The organism is Fibrobacter sp. UWH9 (assembly GCF_900129715.1).
GTDB lineage: Bacteria > Fibrobacterota > Fibrobacteria > Fibrobacterales > Fibrobacteraceae > Fibrobacter.
Genome location: NZ_FQWP01000001.1, coordinates 187,009 through 209,326, shown reverse-complemented (window position 1 = coordinate 209,326; position 22,318 = coordinate 187,009). Strand labels below are relative to the sequence as shown.

Annotated in this window: 23 protein-coding genes; 8 read left to right on the top strand and 15 right to left on the bottom strand. The window is 51.8% G+C overall.

The window, feature by feature from the left end; translation table 11 throughout:
• Positions 1–108: 108 nt before the first annotated feature.
• Together BUB94_RS00900 and BUB94_RS00895 are read left to right on the top strand one after the other, a co-directional pair.
• A complete protein-coding gene (locus tag BUB94_RS00900; RefSeq protein WP_073155497.1) occupies positions 109–969 on the top strand; it encodes a TIGR02147 family protein in 861 nt (286 codons plus the stop codon).
• Positions 969–2,393, top strand: a complete 1,425-nt coding sequence (locus BUB94_RS00895) for a LamG-like jellyroll fold domain-containing protein (protein WP_073233465.1) — start codon at positions 969–971, stop codon at positions 2,391–2,393. Before BUB94_RS00900 ends, BUB94_RS00895 begins: the two co-directional genes overlap by 1 nt.
• A 414-nt stretch (positions 2,394–2,807) precedes the next feature.
• On the opposite strand, the gene BUB94_RS00890 is transcribed toward BUB94_RS00895, so the two are convergent.
• Positions 2,808–3,011 carry a ferredoxin gene (locus BUB94_RS00890; RefSeq protein ID WP_073155492.1) on the bottom strand — a complete coding sequence of 68 codons (204 nt, stop codon included), beginning with the start codon at positions 3,009–3,011 and terminating at the stop codon, positions 2,808–2,810.
• Between the two features lie 181 nt (positions 3,012–3,192).
• Here BUB94_RS00890 and argB point away from each other — a divergent pair, with 181 nt between their 5' ends.
• From argB to BUB94_RS00875, 3 genes are all read left to right on the top strand, one after another.
• Positions 3,193–3,984, top strand: coding sequence for an acetylglutamate kinase (gene argB / locus BUB94_RS00885; protein WP_073155489.1), 792 nt, complete (start codon positions 3,193–3,195; stop codon positions 3,982–3,984).
• 107 nt (positions 3,985–4,091) lie between these two features.
• A complete protein-coding gene (locus tag BUB94_RS00880) occupies positions 4,092–5,285 on the top strand; it encodes an aspartate aminotransferase family protein (RefSeq protein WP_073233463.1) in 1,194 nt (397 codons plus the stop codon).
• A 437-nt stretch (positions 5,286–5,722) separates the two neighbouring features.
• Positions 5,723–6,586 (top strand): hypothetical protein, encoded by an 864-nt coding sequence (locus BUB94_RS00875; RefSeq protein WP_073155484.1) that lies wholly within the window; start codon positions 5,723–5,725, stop codon positions 6,584–6,586.
• A 279-nt stretch (positions 6,587–6,865) separates the two neighbouring features.
• Here the strand turns inward: BUB94_RS00875 and BUB94_RS00870 are convergent, their stop codons facing one another.
• The gene (locus tag BUB94_RS00870; RefSeq protein ID WP_073155481.1) at positions 6,866–8,377 is read right to left on the bottom strand and encodes a B12-binding domain-containing radical SAM protein; all 1,512 of its coding nucleotides are present in this window, start codon (positions 8,375–8,377) and stop codon (positions 6,866–6,868) included.
• Between the two features lie 105 nt (positions 8,378–8,482).
• On the opposite strand from BUB94_RS00870, the gene BUB94_RS00865 reads away from it, so the two are divergent.
• A complete protein-coding gene (locus tag BUB94_RS00865) occupies positions 8,483–9,073 on the top strand; it encodes a toxin-antitoxin system YwqK family antitoxin (protein ID WP_073155480.1) in 591 nt (196 codons plus the stop codon).
• Positions 9,074–9,103: 30 nt separating this feature from the next.
• Here the strand turns inward: BUB94_RS00865 and BUB94_RS00860 are convergent, their stop codons facing one another.
• From BUB94_RS00860 to BUB94_RS00805, 12 genes are all read right to left on the bottom strand, one after another.
• Positions 9,104–9,937, bottom strand: coding sequence for a metallophosphoesterase (locus BUB94_RS00860; RefSeq protein WP_073233461.1), 834 nt, complete (start codon positions 9,935–9,937; stop codon positions 9,104–9,106).
• Entirely contained in the window at positions 9,934–10,653 is a 720-nt protein-coding gene (locus tag BUB94_RS00855) for a pseudouridine synthase (protein ID WP_073233459.1), read from the bottom strand. The genes BUB94_RS00860 and BUB94_RS00855 overlap by 4 nt, the downstream gene beginning before the upstream one ends.
• A 27-nt stretch (positions 10,654–10,680) precedes the next feature.
• Positions 10,681–11,907 (bottom strand): Ppx/GppA phosphatase family protein, encoded by a 1,227-nt coding sequence (locus tag BUB94_RS00850; RefSeq protein WP_254793622.1) that lies wholly within the window; start codon positions 11,905–11,907, stop codon positions 10,681–10,683.
• 13 nt (positions 11,908–11,920) lie between these two features.
• Positions 11,921–12,346, bottom strand: coding sequence for a hypothetical protein (locus BUB94_RS00845; RefSeq protein WP_073233457.1), 426 nt, complete (start codon positions 12,344–12,346; stop codon positions 11,921–11,923).
• An 84-nt stretch (positions 12,347–12,430) separates the two neighbouring features.
• A complete protein-coding gene (locus BUB94_RS00840) occupies positions 12,431–12,997 on the bottom strand; it encodes a hypothetical protein (protein ID WP_175549666.1) in 567 nt (188 codons plus the stop codon).
• 374 nt (positions 12,998–13,371) lie between these two features.
• Complete coding sequence (locus BUB94_RS00835) at positions 13,372–15,672, bottom strand: NADP-dependent malic enzyme (RefSeq protein WP_073233455.1); 2,301 nt, start codon at positions 15,670–15,672, stop codon at positions 13,372–13,374.
• A gap of 107 nt (positions 15,673–15,779) precedes the next feature.
• On the bottom strand, positions 15,780–15,947 hold the full coding sequence (locus tag BUB94_RS16635) for a hypothetical protein (RefSeq protein ID WP_158236558.1): 168 nt from the start codon (positions 15,945–15,947) through the stop codon (positions 15,780–15,782).
• A 102-nt stretch (positions 15,948–16,049) separates the two neighbouring features.
• Entirely contained in the window at positions 16,050–16,355 is a 306-nt protein-coding gene (locus BUB94_RS00825; protein WP_073155467.1) for an HU family DNA-binding protein, read from the bottom strand.
• A 118-nt stretch (positions 16,356–16,473) separates the two neighbouring features.
• Positions 16,474–17,601 (bottom strand): AI-2E family transporter, encoded by a 1,128-nt coding sequence (locus tag BUB94_RS00820; RefSeq protein WP_073155465.1) that lies wholly within the window; start codon positions 17,599–17,601, stop codon positions 16,474–16,476.
• Positions 17,602–17,612: 11 nt separating this feature from the next.
• Positions 17,613–18,380, bottom strand: a complete 768-nt coding sequence (locus BUB94_RS00815) for a hypothetical protein (RefSeq protein ID WP_073233451.1) — start codon at positions 18,378–18,380, stop codon at positions 17,613–17,615.
• Positions 18,373–19,095 (bottom strand): hypothetical protein, encoded by a 723-nt coding sequence (locus BUB94_RS00810; protein WP_073233449.1) that lies wholly within the window; start codon positions 19,093–19,095, stop codon positions 18,373–18,375. The genes BUB94_RS00815 and BUB94_RS00810 overlap by 8 nt, the downstream gene beginning before the upstream one ends.
• Positions 19,096–19,124: 29 nt before the next feature.
• A complete protein-coding gene (locus tag BUB94_RS00805; RefSeq protein ID WP_073155456.1) occupies positions 19,125–19,586 on the bottom strand; it encodes a hypothetical protein in 462 nt (153 codons plus the stop codon).
• 126 nt (positions 19,587–19,712) lie between these two features.
• On the opposite strand from BUB94_RS00805, the gene BUB94_RS00800 reads away from it, so the two are divergent.
• Positions 19,713–20,537: a tetratricopeptide repeat protein gene (locus tag BUB94_RS00800; RefSeq protein ID WP_073233447.1), complete on the top strand. Its 825-nt coding sequence runs from the start codon at positions 19,713–19,715 to the stop codon at positions 20,535–20,537.
• 16 nt (positions 20,538–20,553) lie between these two features.
• Here the strand turns inward: BUB94_RS00800 and BUB94_RS00795 are convergent, their stop codons facing one another.
• Complete coding sequence (locus BUB94_RS00795) at positions 20,554–21,210, bottom strand: hypothetical protein (RefSeq protein WP_139260087.1); 657 nt, start codon at positions 21,208–21,210, stop codon at positions 20,554–20,556.
• A gap of 51 nt (positions 21,211–21,261) precedes the next feature.
• On the opposite strand from BUB94_RS00795, the gene dusA reads away from it, so the two are divergent.
• Positions 21,262–22,281, top strand: coding sequence for a tRNA dihydrouridine(20/20a) synthase DusA (gene dusA / locus BUB94_RS00790; RefSeq protein WP_073233443.1), 1,020 nt, complete (start codon positions 21,262–21,264; stop codon positions 22,279–22,281).
• The last annotated feature ends 37 nt before the right edge of the window (positions 22,282–22,318 follow it).

Sequence of the window (22,318 nt, the reverse complement as noted above, 5' to 3'; positions counted from 1 at the left end):
AAAACGTGTAAAATTTTTTATCAAAATTAAACGTTTTACACCCGACATTCCATAAAAATAACCGAAAAGAAAGATTTCAGCGTGTAAAATTTGCTTATTTTACGGTTCATGAGTATTGCTCTTGAACGTTTGTTTGACTACGACGACTTCCGCAAGTTCCTGCAAGATTACTTCGAGGAACAGAAAAAGATGCGGGCCGTTTTCTCCCATCGTTTTTTTGCGGCAAAGGCCGGCTTCAGTAGCAGCTCCTACTGCCTGAACGTGATTCGTGGCCGGTTCAACCTGACCCAAAAATCCATCGAGAAGATCGCCAAGGCCATGGAATTCGAGCCCCTGCAAAAGTCCTACTTCGAGGCGCTGGTGCAGTACAACCAGGCCCATCAGGTAGACGAACGCGAAAACGCCTGGGAACAGATCCTGCAAATCCGCAAGCAGCTGGAATTTTCCCACATCACCACCCGAGAGCAAGTCTATTTTTCAAAATGGTACTACCCCATCGTCAGGGAACTGGCCGTTTCTTCTAACTGGAACGGCGACTATATGACCTTGGCCCGCCTGGTGGAACCCCAGATTACCACGGAAGAGGCACGGGAAGCCATCAAGAACTTGCAGGAAATGGGGATAATCAGACAGGTTGACGCAGACAATGGAGAAGTCCGTTTCGAGGAAACCGCCCAGATGCTGGATGCCACCCGCATCCCACCCATGGCCCTGCGACAGATCCGCCGCGAATATATGCAGCACGCCATCGGCGCCGTGGAATCCAAGCCCAAGCAGGAACGATTCGCCGCATTCACCACGTTGGCCATGAGCGAAAGTTCCTACGACTACGCCGTCGAAGTTCTGGAAGAAGCCCGCAAGAAGATCATCACCCGCGCCGCCAACGACCCCAACGTGGAGCGAGTCTATGAAATGATGCTGGTAGCATTCCCCATGAGCAAGAAGGTTTCAAAGGAGGACAAGGTCTAATGAACATGCCGAATTTGAAATTCTTGCTGATTGGCGCTGCCATCGCCTCCTTCGTATTTAGCGTCACCGTACTTACCGGATGCTCCGATTCTAACGATGTGGCCGGCGGCGTTACCGACATTGGAAACTCCGTAGCTACAGGCATTGTCCTTGACGTGGCGGGAACCCCCGTGGCCCGCGCCCGTGTTGTAGCCTACTATGACAGCTGGCAACAAGATGGCATCGAGGATTCCGTAGAAACTGTAACCGACGCAGAGGGCAAGTTCGAACTGAACCTGGATGGCAACAAGGCCGCAGTATTGTTCGCCTCTGCCGGAGACAGCAGCGGTTTTGCAAAGCTGGTTCAACCCAAGATTAGCGCAAGATCCACTGAACAGCAGACTGTCACCATCGCCCAGCACAAGATTTACTCCGGCCAGATTGCCGACCGTAACACCGGCATAGTCCGCATCGTAGGCAGCAACGCCACCACCAAGCTGGACGCAGACGGTTACTTTATCTTCTACGACATGCCCTCTGGCGATATCACCCTGACCTACTCCGACACCAGCGCCTCCTCTGACAACGGTCAGTTGCAATCCCACCTGGAATTCAACACCTACGGCGAAAAGCAGATTTACGTATTGCCCAAGATGAACTTCTGGGAAGCAGACACAAGCTGGCTCACCGTAAGCAGGATGGAATACTATAGCGAAAAGGGGCACGACGGCATTATAATCGCCGCCCCGGAATCCGAAGATTGGACACCCGCAAGTTCAGCAAGCGCCCCCGCATCTTCCGATGGCGCCATCAACTTACTCTTAACCATGGACGGCTCCGAATCCGTCTATGACAACGACACCACTCCCGCAGCCAAGGTCGAATACGTCGAAGGCGTCTCGGGCAAGGCCATCCTGCTGAAGCCGGGCCAGTTCATTAGCCTGGATTCCCTGGACCCCACCGGCGGCAACTTCACCCTGTCGCTCTGGACCAAGTGGAACGGTACCAACGGAAAGCACCAGATCCTATTCAGCCAGCGCGCCTACTGGAGCGACAGTACCTCCAGATTCCAGTGGCACTTCGAACATTGCACCGGCTGGTTCACTGCCATGAAGAGCACCCCCGGCGATCCCTATGCCATCTACTTCGGCGACTCCTCCATCGTTCCCGTTGGCAAGTGGTCCCACCTGGCTTTGATTTCCAGGAACAAGAAAGTCAGCATGTATGTGAACGGCGAAGTCATGCACTTCAAGGATGAAAAAGGAGACGACTACACCGAGTGGAAGTTTGTTCCCAACGACCTAAAGCGCAAGGTTCCCTTCCGTGTCGGCGGCGATGAAGTCAGCACCGAAACCTGGAACGGGGCAATTGACGAAGTCCTAATCGAGACCGTCGCCCACGACGCCAACTGGGTTAAGGAACAGTACAAGAAATACACCAAATAAAAAAACTCCCCCGAAAAAATTAAGGCGAGCCACAAGCCCGCCTTTTGCATCTAAAAAAAGAAATCCTCCCGCATTTAGGGGAGGAATCAGAAGCCACCCGCGAAGGGGTGGGGTCCAGGGCGGACAGCACTTGGCAACTTGTTGCCTTAGTGCGCATGGTCCCCGAATGGGGAGGAGGGCGCATAACCCTCCTTTGCATCTAAAAAAGAAATCCTCCCGCATTTAGGGGAGGAATCAGAAGCCACCCGCGAAGGGGTGGGGTCCAGGGCGGACAGCACTTGGCAACTTGTTGCCTTAGTGCGCATTATCCTCGAAGGGGAGGAGGGCGCGAGTCCTCCTTTGCATCTAAAAAAAGAAATCCTCCCGCGATGGGGAGGAGTCCAGAGGAGGGCGCGAGCCCTCCTTTGCATCTCATTAAGCTTCTTCGAACTTAATCACGCCAGCGGGGCAGCCTGCAGCTGCGTCCTTGATAGCGTCTTCGTTAGCAGCGAGATCAGCGTCAGCCTTAACCTGCATCTTTTCGGGAACGGTGAAAACTGCATCGCAAGTAGCTTCGCAAGCGCCGCAGGAAACGCATTCATCACTGGATTCGTCCAGCCAAACCTTAGTAATTGCCATAGTTATACCTCTTTGGGGTTGTTTGTAATTAAGTTTGGTTTAAATATAACAAAAAAAACATTGAGGGATGACAATGTTTTTCTAAATTTCCCACAACAGAATGAAGCCTGTGGCTTGCTATATATTGCGGGAGGTGCCCGCGACAGCCATATGCTTAAACTAAGTGAGGACATCACAAAAAATGAAAAAAGTGGTTGTTAAAATTGGTGGCAGCCTGGCTATTGACGAAGCCAAGTTGGCCGATTTTGTGGCAGCAGTTTCCAAGCTTCCGGCTATGGGCTGCCAGGTCGCCGTTGTGCACGGTGGTGGCAAGGACATTAACGAAAACATTTCCCTGCTGCGAGAACAGCCCACTTTTATCGATGGCCTCCGAGTAACTACACCCGGCATTATGAAGATGGTCGAAATGACCCTCTCCGGTCATGTGAACAAGAAGCTGGTCCGCATGCTTCTGAACAACGGCGTGAATTCCATCGGTCTTTCCGGTGTGGATGGCAAGCTGTTCGAAGTAGTCAAGAAGCAGGGCAAGGTAGACCTGGGTCTTGTGGGCGAAGTCAAGAAGGTGAACCAGAAGATCGTGGAAGACCTCTGGGCAGCCGGCTGGGTTCCTGTAGTTAGCCCCATTTCTTACGGTCCCGACGAAACTGGCGTAGGCGTCAGCTGGAACGTGAATGCCGACACTGCCGCAAGCGAACTGGCGGTGGCACTTCAGGCTGATCAGTTCGTGCTGGTGAGCGATGTTCCGGGCGTTATGGACGGCGAAAAGAATGTTATTCCTGAACTTTCTGAAAGTGATGCCGAAAAGCTCATTGAAGAAGGCGTTATCAGCGGTGGTATGATTCCCAAGGTCCGCGAAAGCTTCAAGTCTATCCGACGAGGCCTCAAGAGCATTCATATCGTAGGCTGGAAGGACGCCGAATCCTTCATCAAGCAAATCAACGGCGAACACAACTACGGAACTATTCAGCGCTAGAAGTGATTAGTAAACAGTGGTTAGTAATCAGTGAAAATAAGGCGGCTGCGCCGCGATTATAAAACTAACCACCAACCACTAACCACTAACCACTACAAGGATTTTATATGTCTTTTATTGAACAAGATAAGAACGTCATTGCTCCGCTTTATGGCAAGGCTGACATTGAAATTGTAAAGGGCGAAGGATCTTACCTCATCGACTCCAAGGGCGACAAGTACCTGGACTTCGTTGCAGGTATCGCTGTAAATGCCCTGGGCCACCAGAACAAGGCCATCAAGGAAGCGGTTGCAAAGCAAATGGATTGCTTCAACCACATCTCCAACCTTTATGTGAATATGCCTCAGGTTGAACTGGGCAAGAAGCTTTTGGAAATCACTGGTTTCGACAAGGCTTTCTTCTGCAACTCCGGTACCGAAGCTAACGAAGGCGCAATCAAGTTTGCACGTAAGTACTTCGATCGCAAGGGTGAAGCCAACAGGCAGAAGATCATCACCTTCGTGAACAGTTTCCACGGCAGAACTTTCGCAGCTCTTTCTGCAACCGGTCAGCCGGCGCTCCGTCAGGGCTTCGGCAACATGCCGGGCGACTTCGTGCATGTGGCTTGGAACGATTGCGCAGCACTTAAGGCTGAAGTCAACAAGGACACCTGCGCCATCATGCTGGAATCCCTGGCTGCTGAAGGCGGCGTCATGACTCTGTCCGCAGAAATGGTGGAAACCATCAACAGCCTCCAGAAGGAATTCGGCGTGCTGGTGATCGTCGACGAAGTCCAGGCGGGCTGCGGCCGTCTCGGAACCTTCCTCGGCTTTGAAAAGTACGGCTTGAATCCGGACCTGGTCTCCCTGGCCAAGGGTATCGGTGGCGGCCTCCCCCTGGGTGGCGTGCTGCTCCGTCAGAAGATTGCCGATGAACTGAAGGCCGGCGACCACGGTACCACTTTCGGTGGCAACCCCATCGCTTGCGCTGCAGGTCTCGCTGTAGTGAACCAGGTTGCAGAACCCGCTTTACTTCAGAATGTTGTGGATAGGGCTGTGCAGATCCGCGCCGCTCTGGCTGACATCAAGGCCAAGTACAGTGCCATCAAGGAAATCCGTGGTGAAGGCCTTATCGTCGGCCTCGCTCTGGACGAATCCATGCCGGTGGGCAACGTGGTTGCAGCCGCCCGCGCAGAAAAGCTCATGGTGCTTTCCGCAAAGGGTAACGTGCTCCGTATGCTTCCGCCGCTGAACATCAGCGCTGCCGAAGTGGACGAAGCCATGGCAAAGCTGGCAGCAGCATTCGCAAAGGTCGCTGGCTAATCCGCGCCTCGCGAATCAAATCGCCTCCCCTAAAAAAGGCGGTGGAAATTGACTAAATCAGGTCTTTTCCACCGCCTTTTTGTTACGTTATATTAAACTGTGCCACGAAAACCAACCGATCGCCAACCATATTGGGTGATTTAAGGGCAAAATCACGTTCCAAAACACCTCTGCACCCCCTATTCTCGCCGCCAACCACAAACAAAATAAAGAAAAGGCAGTGGAAACCTCGCTAAAATAGCCGTTTCCACCGCCTTTTTTGCACACAGTCCAAGTTTTTCGCGCAGCCGCGCCTTATTTTCTATATTTTCATTCGCATTATTATACATTCCCTATCTGATTACTCAGATTTTTATTATATCGTCCCCCTAAATTTTCGCTACAACCAGACTTTAGAATTCTGGTTTTCATCAAAAGCGTCATAACAAAGGATTATCATGGAAAATGTATTAATACATTTGTCCAAAGACAGTGTGCTGTCTTCACTTCAGAAAAGAGTTGAAGAACTTGACTCCGCAATAAGACAACTCGGGATTTGTTTAAAAAATTCTCCAACAGAAAAACTCAAGGTTTCACCACACAATGGAACATATCAGTATTATCTCATATCCTCAGAAACCGGTAAAAAAGGAAAATTCATTTCAAAAAAAGAATGGAACATTGCAGAACGAATCGCCCAACGCGATTACGATACCAAACTACTAGAGCAATTAATCAACCAACGAACGGCATTACAGACATGCATCGCTACATATCACCCAGAAATTGCTGAAACTTTTTGGTCTGAACAACATCCAGGACGTCAAAAGCTAACACAACCCAGAATCATTTCTGATGATGAATACGCCAATGAATGGCAACTTAAAGAATTCTGCGGTCGTCCTTTTGACAAGACGGATCATGAGCTAAAAACTGCTAGAGGTGAACGGGTCCGATCCAAGTCAGAAGTCATCATCGCAAACGCCCTAGATCATTTCAATGTGCCATATCGATATGAATTCCCGCATAAGTTGAAAATCACCCAACAATCTATCAAAGGAAAGTACAATTCAAAACGCATCAATATCTTTCCGGACTTCACCTGCCTCAACAAAAAAACTCGAAAAGAAATCATATGGGAACACTTCGGGTTAATTGATGACAGCTCCTATGCACAGACAATGGCCTTGAAGCTAGAGGAATATCAGCAGAATGGTTTCTTCCTTGGAGATAATTTCATCATGACCACAGAAACCAGTGAACATCCCTTAAGTTATGAAACCGTTGAAAAGCTTATCCGGCGATATCTATGCGAATCGTGAGATTGTAAGACGTTTTACCGCAAAAAAGGCGGTGGAAATTGACCAAATCAGGTCTTTTCCACCGCCTTTTTGTTACGTTATATTAAACTGTGTCACGAAAACCAACCGTTCGCCAACCATATTGGGTGATTTAAGGACAAAATCACGTTCCAAAACACCTCTGCACCCCCTATTCTCGCCGCCAACCACAAACAAAATAAAGAAAAGGCAGTGGAAACCTCGCTAAAATAGCCGTTTCCACCGCCTTTTTCCCACTCAAATTCCAACTTTTCGTGGAATCTACTGCTTGATCGTAGGGGCTTGTCTTGCCACGGGGGCCAGTTCGCCGTGCTTGCGGAACAGGTGTTTGACCAGGGTGTTGAAGCCGCGGAACACGCGATAGCGTTCACGGGGATTCTTGATGGCCATGATGCCCTGACGCAGGATGTAGCTGGGGCGCAGGTAGAACTCGCGGCGAGCCTTGTCGCAGAAGTCCACCAGAGCCTGGCTGGTCAGTTCACCACGCTGGATGGTAGTACGGTGGAAGCCGTCCTTGTCCAACCACTGGTTGTAATCCTTGGTCTGCAAGGCGCCACTTTCCAGAGCTTCCTTGTAGGCTTCGGTGCCGGGGTATGCCATGATCGGGTAGAACTGAGCCGTATTGGGATTCAACTTCTTGGCGTAGTCCAGAGTCATGCGGAGGGTCTGGGGAGTATCGCCGGGGTTACCCACCATAAAGCAACCGTGAACCAGGAGACCAGCCTTGCGGGCATTCTTGGTAAACTCGATAGCCTTGTCGGTATTCTTGATACCCTTGCGGATATTCTGGAGAACTTCGGGAGATGCGCTTTCGAAGCCGACGCACATTTCGCGGCCGCCTGCCTTCTTCATCAGCTTAAGCAATTCCAGGGGAACGTCTGCACGGGCATTGCAGCTCCAGGTAATCTTGAGACCGCGTTCCAGAATCAGGTTGCAGATGTCGCGAACATGCTGGTGGTTAGCGGTAAAGGTATCGTCTTCAAAGAAGACTTCACCCAGATCTTCAAAATTTTCCTTGATGTACTGCAGTTCGTCCACCACATCCTTGGGGTCGCGCATACGGAACACATGACCGTTCAGAGTCTGGGGGATAACGCAGTAGCTACAGCGGTTGGGGCAACCACGACCGCTCAAGATAACAATCAGCGGGTTCAGGTTGGCGCCGTAGAAATACTTCTTGTAGCAGCTGTAAAGGTACTTGCGATAGACCTTGGAAACCCAGGGCAGTTCGTTCAAGTTTTCAATCTTCGGGCCTTCGGGCTGGAAGTCGGTAGTTCCGTCTTCCTTGCGGTAGGCAAGACCTGCAATCTGACCTACAGGGGCAGCACCTTCGTCACCACGGAGGGCACGGGCAAGATTGCGGCAGGTGTAGTCTGCTTCGCCAATAACCACATAGTCAAGGCTGGGTTCCATTTCCAGGGATTCCAGAGGTTCTGCGGTGGCGTGGGTACCCATGATGGCAACCTTGGCACCAGGCATAGCTTCCTTGATGGCATGAACTACCTTAAGATCATTTAAAATACTGGGGGTACTGGTGCTGCAAATAACCAGCTCCGGGGCAAACTTCTTCATGCCTTCCAGAGTCTGTTGCAGATCAAGTTCCATGGCGGGGCTGTCGATGAGCTGGATTTCGTTTCCGTCGGCTTCTGCGGTGCCGGCGGCATAGCTCAGGAACATGGGCCAATAGAGAGTACTAGACTTCGTTACACACGGGCTGCGAGATTCGCGGCTGAACATGGGGTGGAACGGAGGATTTAAAAAAGTAATACGCATAAGCCTTCGCAAAATACAAAAATATAGCGGTATTAGCTACATTTTAAGTAATTGATAAGGGTTTTTCTTGTGTACAGAATGAAATATTTGATCCTCTTAACATTAATGCTGACTTTTAACGAGGCAATCGCCCAGGATTCGCCTTCTAACCCCGAAGTCAGTACCGTTCTGGACACAATCCGCGAAGCCTATCCCGACGGCTCCCCCTCCAGAATCTACACCGTGCAGCACGGCACCACAATCCGCCAAGGCACGGCCATCAGCTACCACCCCAACGGCAAAGTGGCCGTAGAAGCACCCTATGTAGACGGCAAACTGGACGGTGTATTCCACAGCTATTTTGAAAACGGTAAAACCTGGCAGACCATCGGTTACCGAAAAGGCATCGAAGAGGGCATCACTACCACCTACTTTGAAAACGGTTTCAAGAAGAGCAAGGAAGTCTACCGCAGCGGCATCCTTCATGGTGACGTAGAAGAATATTACGAAAGCGGAAAGCTTCGCAGGCGCCTCCCCTACATTTTAGGACAGCTCCACGGTACCGCCAAGGTGTTTGACGAACTGGGGGCAGCCACCGAAGAGATGACCTTTGAAAAAGGTTTAAGGCACGGCCCCTACCGCAAATTCAACAAGGGCATCAAAACCTTCGAAGCAAAGTTTGCAAACAACCGCTGCGTAGAAAACTGCGACTTCTAATCCAGTCTAATACCCGCTCTAAAATTCGGCCTAGTATCCGGCCCACTCGGCTGCAATGCTGGGGCTTGATTCGCGGAGTTTCTTCGCCTCGGGGGAATCGTCGGCAACGGCGATATCGCCGCTGGCAATACGTTCCTTAATATCGGTAAAAGTCTTGGGGCGTTCCGCCTCGGGCAACTTGTCGCCAGGCACCATGCAAGGGGCATCAATGGCGGTCTTCGCCTTGTCCTTAACCGGAGAATACTCGCGGGCGGCAGGAACCACATAGAACTTGTCTTCTTCGGGGCACCAGGCAGTTAGCTTCTTGCCATAGACGCATCCAGAATCCAGACCCACAAAACCGGGGCGACGATCCACGAAACCCATCTTGGCCCAATGTCCAAACACAACCGTCTTGTGCCAGTTCACTTGTTCGAACCAGGGAATATCATTCCAGTAGCGGACAGAAAGAATAACCTTGGGATCCATATCTTCGAGGCGGGACTTGCCCGGTTCAAGACCGGCATGTACCAGCAAGGCGTGAGGCGTATCGCGCCACAGGGGCCAAGTCTTCACCTCGTCAAGGATGTAACGCCAGTCCTCAAGAGGGAGGCGGGAAAAACGGGCGCGCTGCTTTTCGGTCCATTCGCTTTCGTCGGTTGCCATCATGCGGATCAGATGTTCCTCGTGATTACCGCGAACCGTCAGAATCCCATTTTTCTGGATAAACTTGAGAGCCCTCAACATATCGGGTCCCTTGTTGATAATATCGCCGGTCTGGTACAGCGTATCCTTACCGCGGACAAAACCGAAGGCATCTACAATGCGTTCCAGTTCATCGGCGCAGCCATGGACATCCCCGATGTAGAGTGTGCGGGAACTCATACGTGAACTGCCTGACGGACCTTGTTCATTTCGTCGGCGGTCAGTTCGCGGAACTCGCCTGCAGGCAAGTCGCCCAGCTGAAGGCGGCAATAGCTAACGCGCTTCAAGTCGCGGATTTCATAACCCACGGCGCGCATCATACGACGGATTTCGCGGTTCTTGCCTTCAATAAGCACCAGTTCCACAAAACCCTTTTCCAGATAGACATCCGTTGCGAAAGCGATTTCTTCAACGTCGGAATCTTCATCGCGAATATCCACGCCATCTACCAGGCGCTGGGCGGCATGATCGCTGAGGGGGCGATCCGTCCACACGAAATAGCTGCGGGGCACTTCAAAACTGGGATGAGTCAGACGATGGAGCAGTTCACCATCATCGGTAAAAAGCAGCAGGCCGCGGCTCTGCAAGTCCAGTCGACCCACATACTTCAAGGACTGGTAAGCCGGCGGCAAATAGTCGTAAACGGTGCGGCGACCCTGAGGATCGTCCTTGGTGCAAACGCAACCGGCCGGCTTATGGAACATAATGGTGGTGGTCTTCTTGGGAAGCTTGGCAACCTTGCCATCCACCAGGACCTGGTCCACATTTTCATCGATCTGATGACCCAAATCGTCAATGACCTGACCATTCACTTCTACACGGCCATCGGCAATGAGAGCATCTGCAGCACGGCGGCTGGCAATTCCACAAAGAGAAATAAACTTGTTTATACGCATAACGAGAAATCAGTGAATAGTGAACGGTTAACTGTTATTCTTCTTCAGCCAGGGAGGTGTACGCTTGGCCTTGGGTTTTTGTTCTGGTTCTACTTCGGGCGGGTACAGCAAACCGAACCTAAGTCCCGCAGTACTGATGCGGAAACTTTCAACGCGGAGTTTTTCAAGCAGGGACTTCAGCCAGAACAAACCGCAAATGATAATGTCATGACGACCGTTTTCGAGGCCCGGCAACATGGCGCGCAGTTCCTTGGACAGGTTGCTGATACGGGTCGTTACCGCATCCAGATCGCTAATGGAAAGTTCCAGTCCTTCGATAGCCTTGTAGTCGAACACCTGCTTGTTCAGGAACACCATGGCCAGGGCAAGGCCCGTCCCACCAATCAGGTAAACAGGCTTCTTGGTCATACCCTTGAAGCTTACATCCTTGAAGGCTTCCTTCACAAACTTCTTGTACTCGGGTCCGGGAATGGGGCCCATCTCCTTGAACATCTTCAAGGCGCCCACCGGAATAGAGAAAACCGTTTCGCCGTTGGACAGTTCCGTCGAACCGCCACCGATATCGATGGTCACCAGATCCTTGCCGTGCCATTCACGGACAGAACGGAAGGTGAGCTTGGCTTCTTCTTCGCCAGAAATAATGCGGGGGCGAACCCAGATCGCCTTTTCGACGGCAGCGATCACTTCTTCGGAGTTGCTGGCCTTGCGCATAGCCTCGGTCATGACAACAGCCTGCAGGTCTGCACCCAAGGCATGCAAGTCCATACGGAACTTGGTCATGATGGAAACCAGTTCAGCGATTTTCTTTTCGCTAATGGGGCGCTTGCCCTCTTCATCTTCGGCATCGCCATCGTAGACATCGTCGCCCAGGCGACATACTTCAATTTTCTGGAGCTTTGGGACAAGAATCTTGCGAGGCGCAGTTGATGCGGCAGGTTCACTGGGGGCAGCCGGTTCGCTGACGGCAGGTTCGCTGACGGGTTCGGCGGCAGCAGAGTCTGCAGTTTCGGCAGATTCGGCGGCAGCAGAGTCTGCAGTTTCGGCAGATTCGGCGGAGGCTGCGGATTCCCCATGTTCAGACGATTCAGCGGATTCATTAGCGGCAGATTCACTGGACTCGGCAGACTCAACGGCCTCTCCAGCCATTCCGCCAGCCATTTTGGCGACCTGCGCGGGAGCCTCTTCAAAAGCTGCAATCAGCATGATGCAGCTATGGCTTCCTATATCCACTGTAGCTAAAAGCTTGTTTTTCATGACAATCTCGACGCTAACCGTTCTGTTCTGATTCGGCTACACGGCCATCGGCGGGAGTTTCGGCAGAGGCGGCGGGCGCAGAGTCAGCAGCATTGGCGGCTTCGGCAGCCTTGGCTTCAGCCTCTTCGGCCTTCTTCTTGAAGCCAGCCTTGATCTTTTCGGCAAGGGCGGCGGGATTCGTCAAAAATTCCTTTGCGGAAGCAATAGCCTCTTCCACAGTCCATTCAGAATACTTGCCCACCCAACTGGCCACCAGGTCGCCGGATTCGGAACCAAGTTCCTTTCCCTGGCGAAGTTCCTGACCCATCTTAAGGGCCAGAAGCAAACCCAATTCAAAAGGACGGGGTTCGGACTTTCCTTCCAAAAGCTTTTCTACACGGGAAATGCGTTCCTCGTAAGGAACACCCTCAAACTCAGCAAGATCTTTCTCTGAAATCATAGGGATAAAGATAGAAAAATGCGTTCATACAAAAAGGGCCCTGGAACACGTCCAGGGTCCATAACAAGGAGGTAAATACAACGATTACTTCTTCTTGGAAGCCGGCTTTGCAGCAGGCTTGGCGGCAGCCTTCTTGGCGACCGGCTTTGCAGCGGGCTTGGCAGCAGCCTTCTTGGCAGCCGGCTTTGCAGCAGGCTTGGCGGCAGCCTTCTTGGCGACCGGCTTTGCAGCGGGCTTGGCAGCAGCCTTCTTGGCAGCCGGCTTTGCAGCGGGCTTGGCAGCAGCCTTCTTGGCGACCGGCTTTGCAGCGGGCTTGGCAGCAGCCTTCTTGGCGACCGGCTTGGCAGCGGGCTTGGCGGCAGCCTTCTTGGCAGCCGGCTTGGCGGCGGGCTTGGCGGCAGCCTTCTTGGCAGCCGGCTTGGCGGCGGGCTTGGCGGCAGCCTTCTTGGCGGCCGGCTTTGCAGCGGGCTTGGCAGCAGCCTTCTTGGCGGCCGGCTTGGCGGCGGGCTTGGCGGCAGCCTTCTTGGCGACCGGCTTGGCAGCGGGCTTGGCAGCAGCCTTCTTGGCGGCCGGCTTTGCAGCGGGCTTTGCAGCGGGCTTGGCGGCAGCCTTCTTGGCGGCGGACTTTGCAATTACAGTTTTTGTAGCCATTTTTTCCTTCCTTATGGTGAGTTATTGTGAATTTATTGTTTATAAAATAAATTCCAATCCACAAATAATCAACACTTATTTAAACAAATTTTGTAAAAAAGTATTTCAGGCGACATTCATCACATTTTTTTATAAAAAATCAGCATAAACTATCGGCGTTAAAAACAAAAAAAGAGCTGCACCTTCTAGGTACAGCCCTTAAATTTTCGAGGCGTTTCAAACAACGACGGCGACGAACTTATCAATAACGAACTTGCCAGCGACAAATTCGCCGCACCACCTCAGATTACTTCTTCAGTACGCTACGAGCCTTGTCGAGACGTTGCACTCTTACGAGTGCTAGGCTGTCGGCTCGGCAATAAAATAGGCTACGCCTATTTTGCTGCACTCGCCTTATCAAGCCTTTCCTGAACGATAGCGTCGATAACGGCAGCAACGGTCAGGTTGAAGATGTCGTGGACAGAAGCTTCGGAGTCGGTGAAGTGAACCGGCTTCTTCAAGCCCATCTGTACAGGACCGATGGATTCGCCAACGCCCATTTCCAGGAGCATTCTGTAGGTGGTGTTTGCAGAAGAGAGGCAGGGGAAGATGAGGGTATTCACGTCCTGGCCCTTGATGGTATTGAAGGGGAACTTCTTGTCGCGGAGTTCCTTGTTCAAGGCCACGTTCACCTGCATTTCGCCATCCACGGCGTAGTCCGGATACTGTTCGTGAAGGATCTTCACGGCATCACGGACGCTACCAGCGGTACCCAGGCTCGCGTTCTTGTCGGCACCGAAGTTACCGTAGCTGAGCATAGCCATCACCGGTTCATGAGCAAAGAACTTCACGGCGTCGTGAGTGAGCTTTGCAATGTCCACCAGAGTTTCGGTATCCGGGTCGCGGTTCACCAGAGTATCTGCCAGGAAGAAAGTACCCTTCTTGGTAGAGAGGATGTGCAGAGCGCCGAAGTGCTTGTAATCTTCGCGGATACCGATCATCTTCTTGGCCAGACCGATGTTGGTAGCGAAGGAGCTGTTGGAACCGGAAATCAGAGCGTCTGCGTCACCGGTCTTCACCATCATCATACCGAAGTGGTTGTGTTCCGGCATTTCGTAGGCGGCCTTTTCGAAGGTTTCGCCGTTACGGCCATTTTCGGCAGCGTAGATTTCGGCGTACTTCTGACGGCGAGCAAATTCTTCCGGAGAACGGGGGTTCACAATTTCGATACCGGTAACATCCAGCTTTTCAGAAGCGGCCAGTTCCTTGATGCGTTCCGGGTTGCCCAACAGGATGGGGAATGCGATTCCTTCGTCCTTGGCCTGGATTGCAGCCTTGATCATGTTGACGCTGAGGCCTTCGGTGAATACCACGCGCTTGGGGTTGGAACGAGCCATGTTTTCGTATTCACGAATCAGCTTGTTGTCGTAACCCATCATGTCGCGGAGGCTATCGGCGTAGGCATCCCAGTCGGTAATGGGCTTGCGGGCCACGCCACTTTCGATAGCGGCCTTGGCAACGGCGATAGAAACGTCGGTCAACAGGCGCGGATCCAGCGGCTTGGGAATGATGTACTTGGGGCCGAAGCTGAAGCGTTCGGAGTTGTAGGCAATGTTCACTACATCGGGCACCGGCTTGCGGGCAAGAGCGGCAATGGCGCGGACGGCGGCATGCTTCATGTGTTCGTTGATGGCAGTGGCGCGAACGTCCAGAGCACCGCGGAAGATGTAGGGGAAGCCGATAACGTTATTCACCTGGTTGGGATAGTCGGAACGGCCAGTAGCGAAGATGATGTCTTCACGGGCGCTGACGGCTACATCGTAGGAAACTTCCGGAGTGGGGTTTGCAAGGGCAAACACGATAGGCTTGCTTGCCATGGACTGGATCATTTCCTTGGTGAGGATGTTGGGCTTGGAAAGGCCAAGGAACATGTCTGCACCCTTGATGGCTTCTTCCAGAGTCTTGACGTCGGTACGATCGGTAGCAAAGAATTCCTTTTCGGGAGTGAGCTTGCCGCGACCCTTGTAGATAACGCCCTTGGAGTCCAGCATGACCACGTTTTCTTTCTTGACGCCCAGGGAGAGGTACAGCTTGGTGCAAGCCACAGCAGCAGCACCGGCACCATTCACCACCAGCTTGATCTTGTCGATTTCCTTGCCGGCGATTTCGAGAGCGTTAACGAGAGCGGCACTGGAAATAATGGCGGTACCGTGCTGGTCATCGTGCATCACGGGGATGTCCAGTTCCTTCTTCAGGGTTTCTTCGATTTCGAAGCATTCCGGAGCCTTGATGTCTTCCAGGTTGATGCCGCCGAATGTGGGAGCGATACCCTTAACGATTTCGATGAACTTCTTCGGATCCTTTTCGTTCACTTCGATGTCGAAAACGTCAACACCTGCGTAGATCTTGAATAGAAGGCCCTTACCTTCCATCACAGGCTTGCCGGCCATGGCGCCAATATCGCCCAGGCCAAGAACGGCGGTACCGTTAGAAATAACAGCGACCAGGTTGCCCTTACCGGTATAGTCGTAAGCGGTTTCCGGGTTCTTTTCAATTTCGAGACAGGGAACTGCTACGCCCGGGGTGTATGCCAGGCCAAGGTCGGTCTGAGTGCTATGGGGCTTGGTCGGAACAACTTCAATCTTACCCGGCTTGCCGTTAGCATGGTATGCAAGTGCCTTTTCTTCGAAGGTCATCTTTTACTCCTTGAGAGCCTGTGCAACAGATCCATTCAGCTAGATCACCCTTTAGGCTCAATTTTCGGCGCGCAAGATAGAAATTTTCACAAAATTTGTAAAGTTTTTTATTCAGCAGTTTCGCCGTTCAAATCCTCAATTCCGGTAGAGCAATTCTCGGAGCTAGGATCCAGAAGGCATTCGTCTTCTTCTTCGGCATTAGCGGAGCCACCGCAGGCAGAGAAAGCGGCAACAATAGAGAGCAACAGGAACAGACCCAGGAATTTACGTTTCATAAGAACCTCTTCTAATTCAATAACAGTCAACAAAATACAAAAAAAATGCCCGGCTGAAAGCCAGGCATTTTCAAAAGCTCTAAATCAAGCCAGCAAGAAGGATTACTTCTTCTTGGAGTTCTTCTTAGCAGCAGCGGTAGCCTTGAGGCCAGCACCAACCTTGAAGGAAACAGTCTTGGAAGCCTTGATCTTGATGGTAGCGCCAGTCTGCGGATTGCGACCGGTACGTGCTGCACGTTCCTTAACCTGGAAGGTACCGAAACCGATCAGCTGAACGAGACCGTCCTTCTTGATACCAGCGGTGATACCGTCGAGCACAGCGTCAACAGCGCGGCCAGCAGCAGCCTTGGATTCAATGCCAGCTTCCTTGTTGGCGAGAATTGCTTCGATGAGATCTTGCTTGTTCATTATATAACTCCTTGAGTTAGGTTGAGAATTTTTATGCGTATATTATACCTTTTTTTTGAAGCTCTGCGAGAGATTTTTCAAAAAGTTTTCAAAAAATTTTCACAAAACCCCAATAAAATCAAGCCTTCGGCGCCGTTTCGTCCCCGCGATCCACGATTTCATCGGCCTTGCGCTGGATTTTCTCCACGTAGACCAGGCACAGACAGGTAAAGGGAATGGCCACGATCAGCCCCAGGAATCCAAGCAACTTGCCCCAGATCGAAAGGGAAAGAAGGATTCCCACCGGCGGCAAATCCATAGAGGAACCTACGATTTTCGGCACCAGGAAAAAGTCCTGAATCACCTGCACCACGGCGTAGACCACCAGCACGATAATCGCCACTTCCCAGAAAGGCATGCCCGTGTCAAGGGCGTAAACCACCGCCAACAGCAAGGCCACGGGAATGGTGGTCAGCTGCAGGTAGGGCACCATGTTCAAGGCTCCCGAGAACAAACCGAAAGCTACACCCATAGGCAAGCCCACAATGCTAAAGCCGATGGCGTAAAGCACACCAACACTCAAGGCCACCAGGGACTGGGCGCGGAAATAGTTACCCATGAAGCGGTCCATTTCCTTGCCCACGGAACTGGCCGTATGCTTGAACCTGGAAGGCAAAACGCTCACCGCCGCACGACGCAGCTTAGGCATATCCAGCATGATAAACACCAGGTACATGATTACCGCAATCACGCCAGAAATTCCCAGGAAGATGCTGGAGGTCTTCGAAAGCACACCCCAGGCGCCGGGCAAGATCTTTCCGGCCGCAGACTGCACTGCATTCCAGAAATCCAATGTCTTCATGGCATCGGCCACCTGGTCCCAGGAAATCAGGGAACGGGCAGTCCTCCACATATCAGCAGGCACGAAAGCCGTTAGACGACTACTCCAGGCAGAGTCACTGAACATGCGCGGGATCAGTTCCCCCAGGTGCCGCACTTCGTTCACCACCATCGGAATAAAGATCCACAGGGCTCCGGTTATAAGAAGCAACGCCACCAGCAGCACAATGATTACGGCCACGATACGATGTTTTACCTTTGTCTGCAATTTACAGACCAGCGGGTCCAGAATATATGCCATAAGGAAGGCGGCAAAGAACGGAGACAGCACCCCACTCAGGTAGTTCAAGACCCACAGGAGCGCCACCGCCCCGAGCACCATGATCAAAAACCGCATTATGCGGTCCAGCGTCCAGATTTTCGTCATTTTTCTTCTTCCTAGTTTTTGGAAGTACGGGCCACGGGCTTGCGAACAGAGAGGTACACGGAAAGTGCAAAACCAATAAGGGCGAGACCGAGGGCCAGGTACATCAAACTTTTAAAGGGGCGATTCTCGCCCCACAGACGGATGGAGCGCAGAATGATTTCGTCAGGAATTCCGCGGAGGGTTCCTTCCCCATTATAGACTTCAAACAAAACGCCACGTTGCATATAACGTAAGCCATCATCTTCTTCAAGCCCCAGACCAGCCAACCACCACTCGGGCACCTTGAAATCAGACAAGGCGATACGGGCTTCCTGGTCAGCCTTCGCCGGAACAGGCACCGAGGCCACCAGCGGACGATAGCTGGCATAGGACCCCTGACGGCTGTACACCGGGTCGTTGTTCATAAAGCGGAACGAAACCTTGGCCATTCTCCCTGTTTCAACCAAGACAGCCATGGAATCAAAACGGGTAAAGTCAAAGAAATCCGCAGCAGGGCGATTATCTACCGAAAGCAAGTTCAGCCCCATACCCGCATAAGGGTAAGCCATGCCCGAACGGATATTCACCCGGGCGCTAACCACAGAATCTGTACGAGAAAGTTCAGATGTTGAAAATCCGCCTACCACGCCATCGGTCAAGGCATAAACTTCGTGATGTCCCGTAGGGAACAGCACCATGTGATTTTCGTGGAACTTTCCAAAAACAAAAATCCAAGCTACCAGGAACACCACCAGGCAGCCTACGGAAACAAGAACTTTCTTGAGGGCAGACTTAGTCATGATGTACCGAATGCTTGCGGCCCACAGCCACGATGGTCAAGACCAGCATAATGAACAGCACTCCGCCAAATACCTTGTTGCTCAGACCTTTGGCCTCGATCTTGTAAATCTTCAGGGAGAACGGCTTGCCATGGGGCTGGTTCCAGCCCGGAGCGATTTCAAGACGCACCATGGCCTCCTGATGACGGTCCACCAGAGAAGTATCCACGCGATTGTCGCTATACCAGAATTCGGGAGTGTAGAACTGATCCATGGGAATGGAAACACGCTGACGTCCCTGGACCAGAGGAAGTTCCTTCATGAGCAGACGGTAAGTCCTGGCCACATTGGTATCAGTAACCACGGGATCGAAGGCCCACAACTTCAGCAGAATTTCAGAAGTGCCTTCGGCCTCCAGGTCAACGATAACGGAGTCTACAAAACTCCAGTCGCGATTGGCAAAACCAGCCTCATCCTTTTCGCGCAAGTCAAAAAGGATGCCGCACCAGCCGCCCTTTTCAGATTCGCCCAGGGCGCAGGTAAAGCGAATGCTGGATTCATCCGCTTCGGAAGAAACTACAGAGGCACCACCATCCGACCTATCATCATAAACAACGACAGAACCCTGGCATTCAAAGGGGAAAACACCATCTATAAAAAATCGTATGGGCAAATTGAAATACGCCACCAAGGTTGCGGCAGCAATTATCGCAAGAATGAAGCAAGTCTTTTTCATTATGCACCAAACAGCATTAGATTTTTCGGTTAGGTCTCATCAGGATCCACAACCGGCTTGATATGAAGATTGTACTGTACCAGGTCCAACGGATCTTCGTCGGGCAGCTTTTCACCAAAAAGCTTATCCACCACATTAAATAATGCCCGGATAAAGAAGAAGTGGTGTTTCCCTTCTTTCTGGGGAGTCTGGAACTTGAATTCCAAAGTTCTCTTTAAAAGTTGGACGGTCTGGGAAGGGGGCAAGTGGAACATCTTGCAACAATTGGTCACGTAGCCGTCAAATCCATAGTCGGGAACCTTGCCCCGTTCCAGCGGTTCACCATGATCAATGCACTTGGGATTTTCGATTACCGGATCCTGGACGTTTTTCTTGAGGAGCGCGTCTAACCACAGTTCGCGGGACTTGTCAGTCAGTTCGCCGCGAAAGGCCATGGTCTGGTCGCAGGGGAAAAAGGTGGAACAGCACTTGGGGCAAATACGAAGATCCAAGTGGCGGAATTTAATTTCGGCTACCTGGGAATTACAAAAGGGGCAATTACTCATGTTATGCAATATAAAAAATGAACAAAGAACATTGCCCGAAAAAAGCGCTCCCGCTTTACTATATTGCACCCCATGGCAAAAGTTGTACAGATTACCGCAGAAAATTTTGAAACGGAAGTTGCACAGGCTTCTGAAACCCGTCCCGTTGCAGTCCTCTTCTCCTCCGCCGAGTATCCGGATTGCGCCCCCTATTCCCAGCTGGTGGGAAAGTTCAGCACCGAACTTGACTTTACCCTGGGCGTCGTCAGTTGCGACGATCGCGCCAACATGCAGTTGATCCAGGCATTCCGCGTACGTTCCGTTCCCGAAATCCACGTGGTGGAAAAAGGCCAGATTGCCGACGTGATCGCAGGCGTGCTGCCCGAAGACGAACTGAAGAAGCGTCTCGAAAAGTTCTACACCAGCGACGAATCCCGCTTTATGGAAGCCCTCGAAATCGCCATCGCCAGCAAGAACTACGAGGTCGCCCTGCCCATGCTCAACGAAGCCTTGCAGAAGACTCCCGACGACAAGAAGCTTTTGCTCCTGTGGGCCAAGGCCAGTCTCGGCATGGGCGATACCGAAAAGGCAAAGGAAATTCTGAAGAAGTTCAACGAAGCCGACGACCAGTATAAGGAAGCCAAGTCCCTGCTGGAACTTCTGGATTTCCATGCGGAAGCCGCCAAGAAGGATGTTCAGGGCAAGGAAGCCATCGTTTATCACGAAGCCTGCTGCATGGCCGCAGCCGAAAATTTTGAAAGCGCCCTCCAGGCATTCCTTAATTTGTACGTAGAAGTCCCGGAATGGAACGACAGCGCAGCAAAGAAGGCTATGCTCACGCTATTCGGCGTTCTGGGACCCAAGCACGAACTGACTTGGAAGTACCGCGCCAAGCTGAACACGATCATGTTCATCTAGTTTAATATTTTTTAGATTAATGTTTAAAGCAAAGATGGGATTCTAGGAATTCCGTCTTTTCTTTTTCAGTGAGATCGCCACGACAGACTCTAATTCCGTCAGCGTAATTAATCCCCATGCCAACCAGGCCTGCGGTTCCACCAACAACTGTACCAACAGAGGCTCCAACAGCAAAACCCACTGGCGTCATAACAAGCATCAAAGATCCAATTACAGGATTGGAGCCCATCGTCGCCTTGGCGGCCTCAAAGAAGAATTCTCCCCCAAAATAAAACCCCTTTTGGGCGCCCCCGGACAAATGATCAAGGAAAACCTTTCCATTACTTTTGGGAGTCCAAATTTCCGTTCCGCCTTCACAAATCTGAATTTTTTCTACCGGTATGGAAATGACGCTTTTCGAATCATTCGTCACGAACTTTAGGGCATCCTCTCCATAGCTGTAACAGTATCTGCTGGCTTCGAAAAAAGTCACCTGAGAACCGTACTCGTACCGGAAAGTCCTCTCATCACCATGCTGAACTGCAGACTGGTAGGCTTTCAGATCTCTTTCATCTATGGGCTCTGCTTCCGAAAGTTTTTCTGAATTATCACTAATCGAACCAACCTTTGATGAGCTGGAACAGCCCAAAAGCACAGCGGAACACACAATCAGAATCAAATTTAGACTTTTCATAATCAGACCTTCTAACCATTCCAAATCTACATTTTTTCTACATTTGATTTTATGAATATTGATTTCAACCGCAGATTGTCTATCGCCCCGATGCTGGATTGCACCGACCGCCACGAACGTTATTTCTTGCGGTTGATTTCAAAACATACTTTGCTGTACAGCGAAATGGTGGTGACTCACGCCCTGCTCCACGCCAAGCCCGAGATGTTCCTGGGGCACGAGGAATTCGAATATCCCGCCGTGCTGCAACTGGGCGGAAGCAACCCCGCCGATTTGGCCAAATGCAGCAAGATGGTGGAAGCCGCAGGTTTCCAGGAAGTGAACCTAAATTGCGGCTGCCCCTCGGATCGCGTCCAGAGCGGAAGTTTCGGTGCCTGCCTCATGAAGGACAAGAACCTGGTGGCCGACTGTTTCAAGGCCATGCAGGATGCCGTAAGCATTCCCGTTTCCATCAAGTGCCGCATCGGCGTAGATGAATTCGACAGTTGGGAATTTTTCCGGGATTTCGTGGGCACCGTCGCTGATGCAGGCTGCAAGTACTTTATTATTCACGCCCGCAAGGCCTGGCTGAAAGGTTTAAGTCCCAAGGAGAACCGCGAGGTTCCTCCCCTGCATTATGAGTTTGTTCATAAGTTGAAGGCAGAAATGCCCCAGCTGAATATTGCCATCAACGGCGGCATCCGCAGTATGGACCAGGTGCTTGCCCACCTGAATGGCGACCCCACTTCTGCTGGAACGGGTGTTGCGTTGGATGGCGTCATGGTGGGTCGCGAACCTTACGAAAATCCCTGGTTCCTGCACGACGCCGACGAACGTGTTTTCGGAGATACCGCTCCCGCCGCCAAGTCCCGCAAGGCCGTCCTTGAAGCCTACCTACCTTATGTAGAAAAGCAGTTCGCCGAAGGTTGCCCCGCCACCATCCTGGTGAAGCACATCTACGGCCTTTTCGCAGGCCTCCCCGGCGCCCGCAAGTTCCGCCAGATGCTCAGCGAAGGCGCCCCCCGCGCCCGCGAATACGGCGGCCCCGCAGAACTGATCCGCAAGGCCATGGAATTGGTGGTGGAAGAATAAGCAAGAAAAACTCCAGTGCAATGCACCGGAGTTTTTC

Coding starts and splice junctions, on each gene's coding strand:
- BUB94_RS00900 (WP_073155497.1), top strand. CDS start 109: ATGAGTATTGCTCTTGAACGTTTGTTTGACTACGACGACTTCCGCAAG.
- BUB94_RS00895 (WP_073233465.1), top strand. CDS start 969: ATGAACATGCCGAATTTGAAATTCTTGCTGATTGGCGCTGCCATCGCC.
- BUB94_RS00890 (WP_073155492.1), bottom strand. CDS start 3,011: ATGGCAATTACTAAGGTTTGGCTGGACGAATCCAGTGATGAATGCGTT.
- argB (WP_073155489.1), top strand. CDS start 3,193: ATGAAAAAAGTGGTTGTTAAAATTGGTGGCAGCCTGGCTATTGACGAA.
- BUB94_RS00880 (WP_073233463.1), top strand. CDS start 4,092: ATGTCTTTTATTGAACAAGATAAGAACGTCATTGCTCCGCTTTATGGC.
- BUB94_RS00875 (WP_073155484.1), top strand. CDS start 5,723: ATGGAAAATGTATTAATACATTTGTCCAAAGACAGTGTGCTGTCTTCA.
- BUB94_RS00870 (WP_073155481.1), bottom strand. CDS start 8,377: ATGCGTATTACTTTTTTAAATCCTCCGTTCCACCCCATGTTCAGCCGC.
- BUB94_RS00865 (WP_073155480.1), top strand. CDS start 8,483: ATGCTGACTTTTAACGAGGCAATCGCCCAGGATTCGCCTTCTAACCCC.
- BUB94_RS00860 (WP_073233461.1), bottom strand. CDS start 9,937: ATGAGTTCCCGCACACTCTACATCGGGGATGTCCATGGCTGCGCCGAT.
- BUB94_RS00855 (WP_073233459.1), bottom strand. CDS start 10,653: ATGCGTATAAACAAGTTTATTTCTCTTTGTGGAATTGCCAGCCGCCGT.
- BUB94_RS00850 (WP_254793622.1), bottom strand. CDS start 11,907: ATGAAAAACAAGCTTTTAGCTACAGTGGATATAGGAAGCCATAGCTGC.
- BUB94_RS00845 (WP_073233457.1), bottom strand. CDS start 12,346: ATGATTTCAGAGAAAGATCTTGCTGAGTTTGAGGGTGTTCCTTACGAG.
- BUB94_RS00840 (WP_175549666.1), bottom strand. CDS start 12,997: ATGGCTACAAAAACTGTAATTGCAAAGTCCGCCGCCAAGAAGGCTGCC.
- BUB94_RS00835 (WP_073233455.1), bottom strand. CDS start 15,672: ATGACCTTCGAAGAAAAGGCACTTGCATACCATGCTAACGGCAAGCCG.
- BUB94_RS16635 (WP_158236558.1), bottom strand. CDS start 15,947: ATGAAACGTAAATTCCTGGGTCTGTTCCTGTTGCTCTCTATTGTTGCC.
- BUB94_RS00825 (WP_073155467.1), bottom strand. CDS start 16,355: ATGAACAAGCAAGATCTCATCGAAGCAATTCTCGCCAACAAGGAAGCT.
- BUB94_RS00820 (WP_073155465.1), bottom strand. CDS start 17,601: ATGACGAAAATCTGGACGCTGGACCGCATAATGCGGTTTTTGATCATG.
- BUB94_RS00815 (WP_073233451.1), bottom strand. CDS start 18,380: ATGACTAAGTCTGCCCTCAAGAAAGTTCTTGTTTCCGTAGGCTGCCTG.
- BUB94_RS00810 (WP_073233449.1), bottom strand. CDS start 19,095: ATGAAAAAGACTTGCTTCATTCTTGCGATAATTGCTGCCGCAACCTTG.
- BUB94_RS00800 (WP_073233447.1), top strand. CDS start 19,713: ATGGCAAAAGTTGTACAGATTACCGCAGAAAATTTTGAAACGGAAGTT.
- BUB94_RS00795 (WP_139260087.1), bottom strand. CDS start 21,210: ATGAAAAGTCTAAATTTGATTCTGATTGTGTGTTCCGCTGTGCTTTTG.
- dusA (WP_073233443.1), top strand. CDS start 21,262: ATGAATATTGATTTCAACCGCAGATTGTCTATCGCCCCGATGCTGGAT.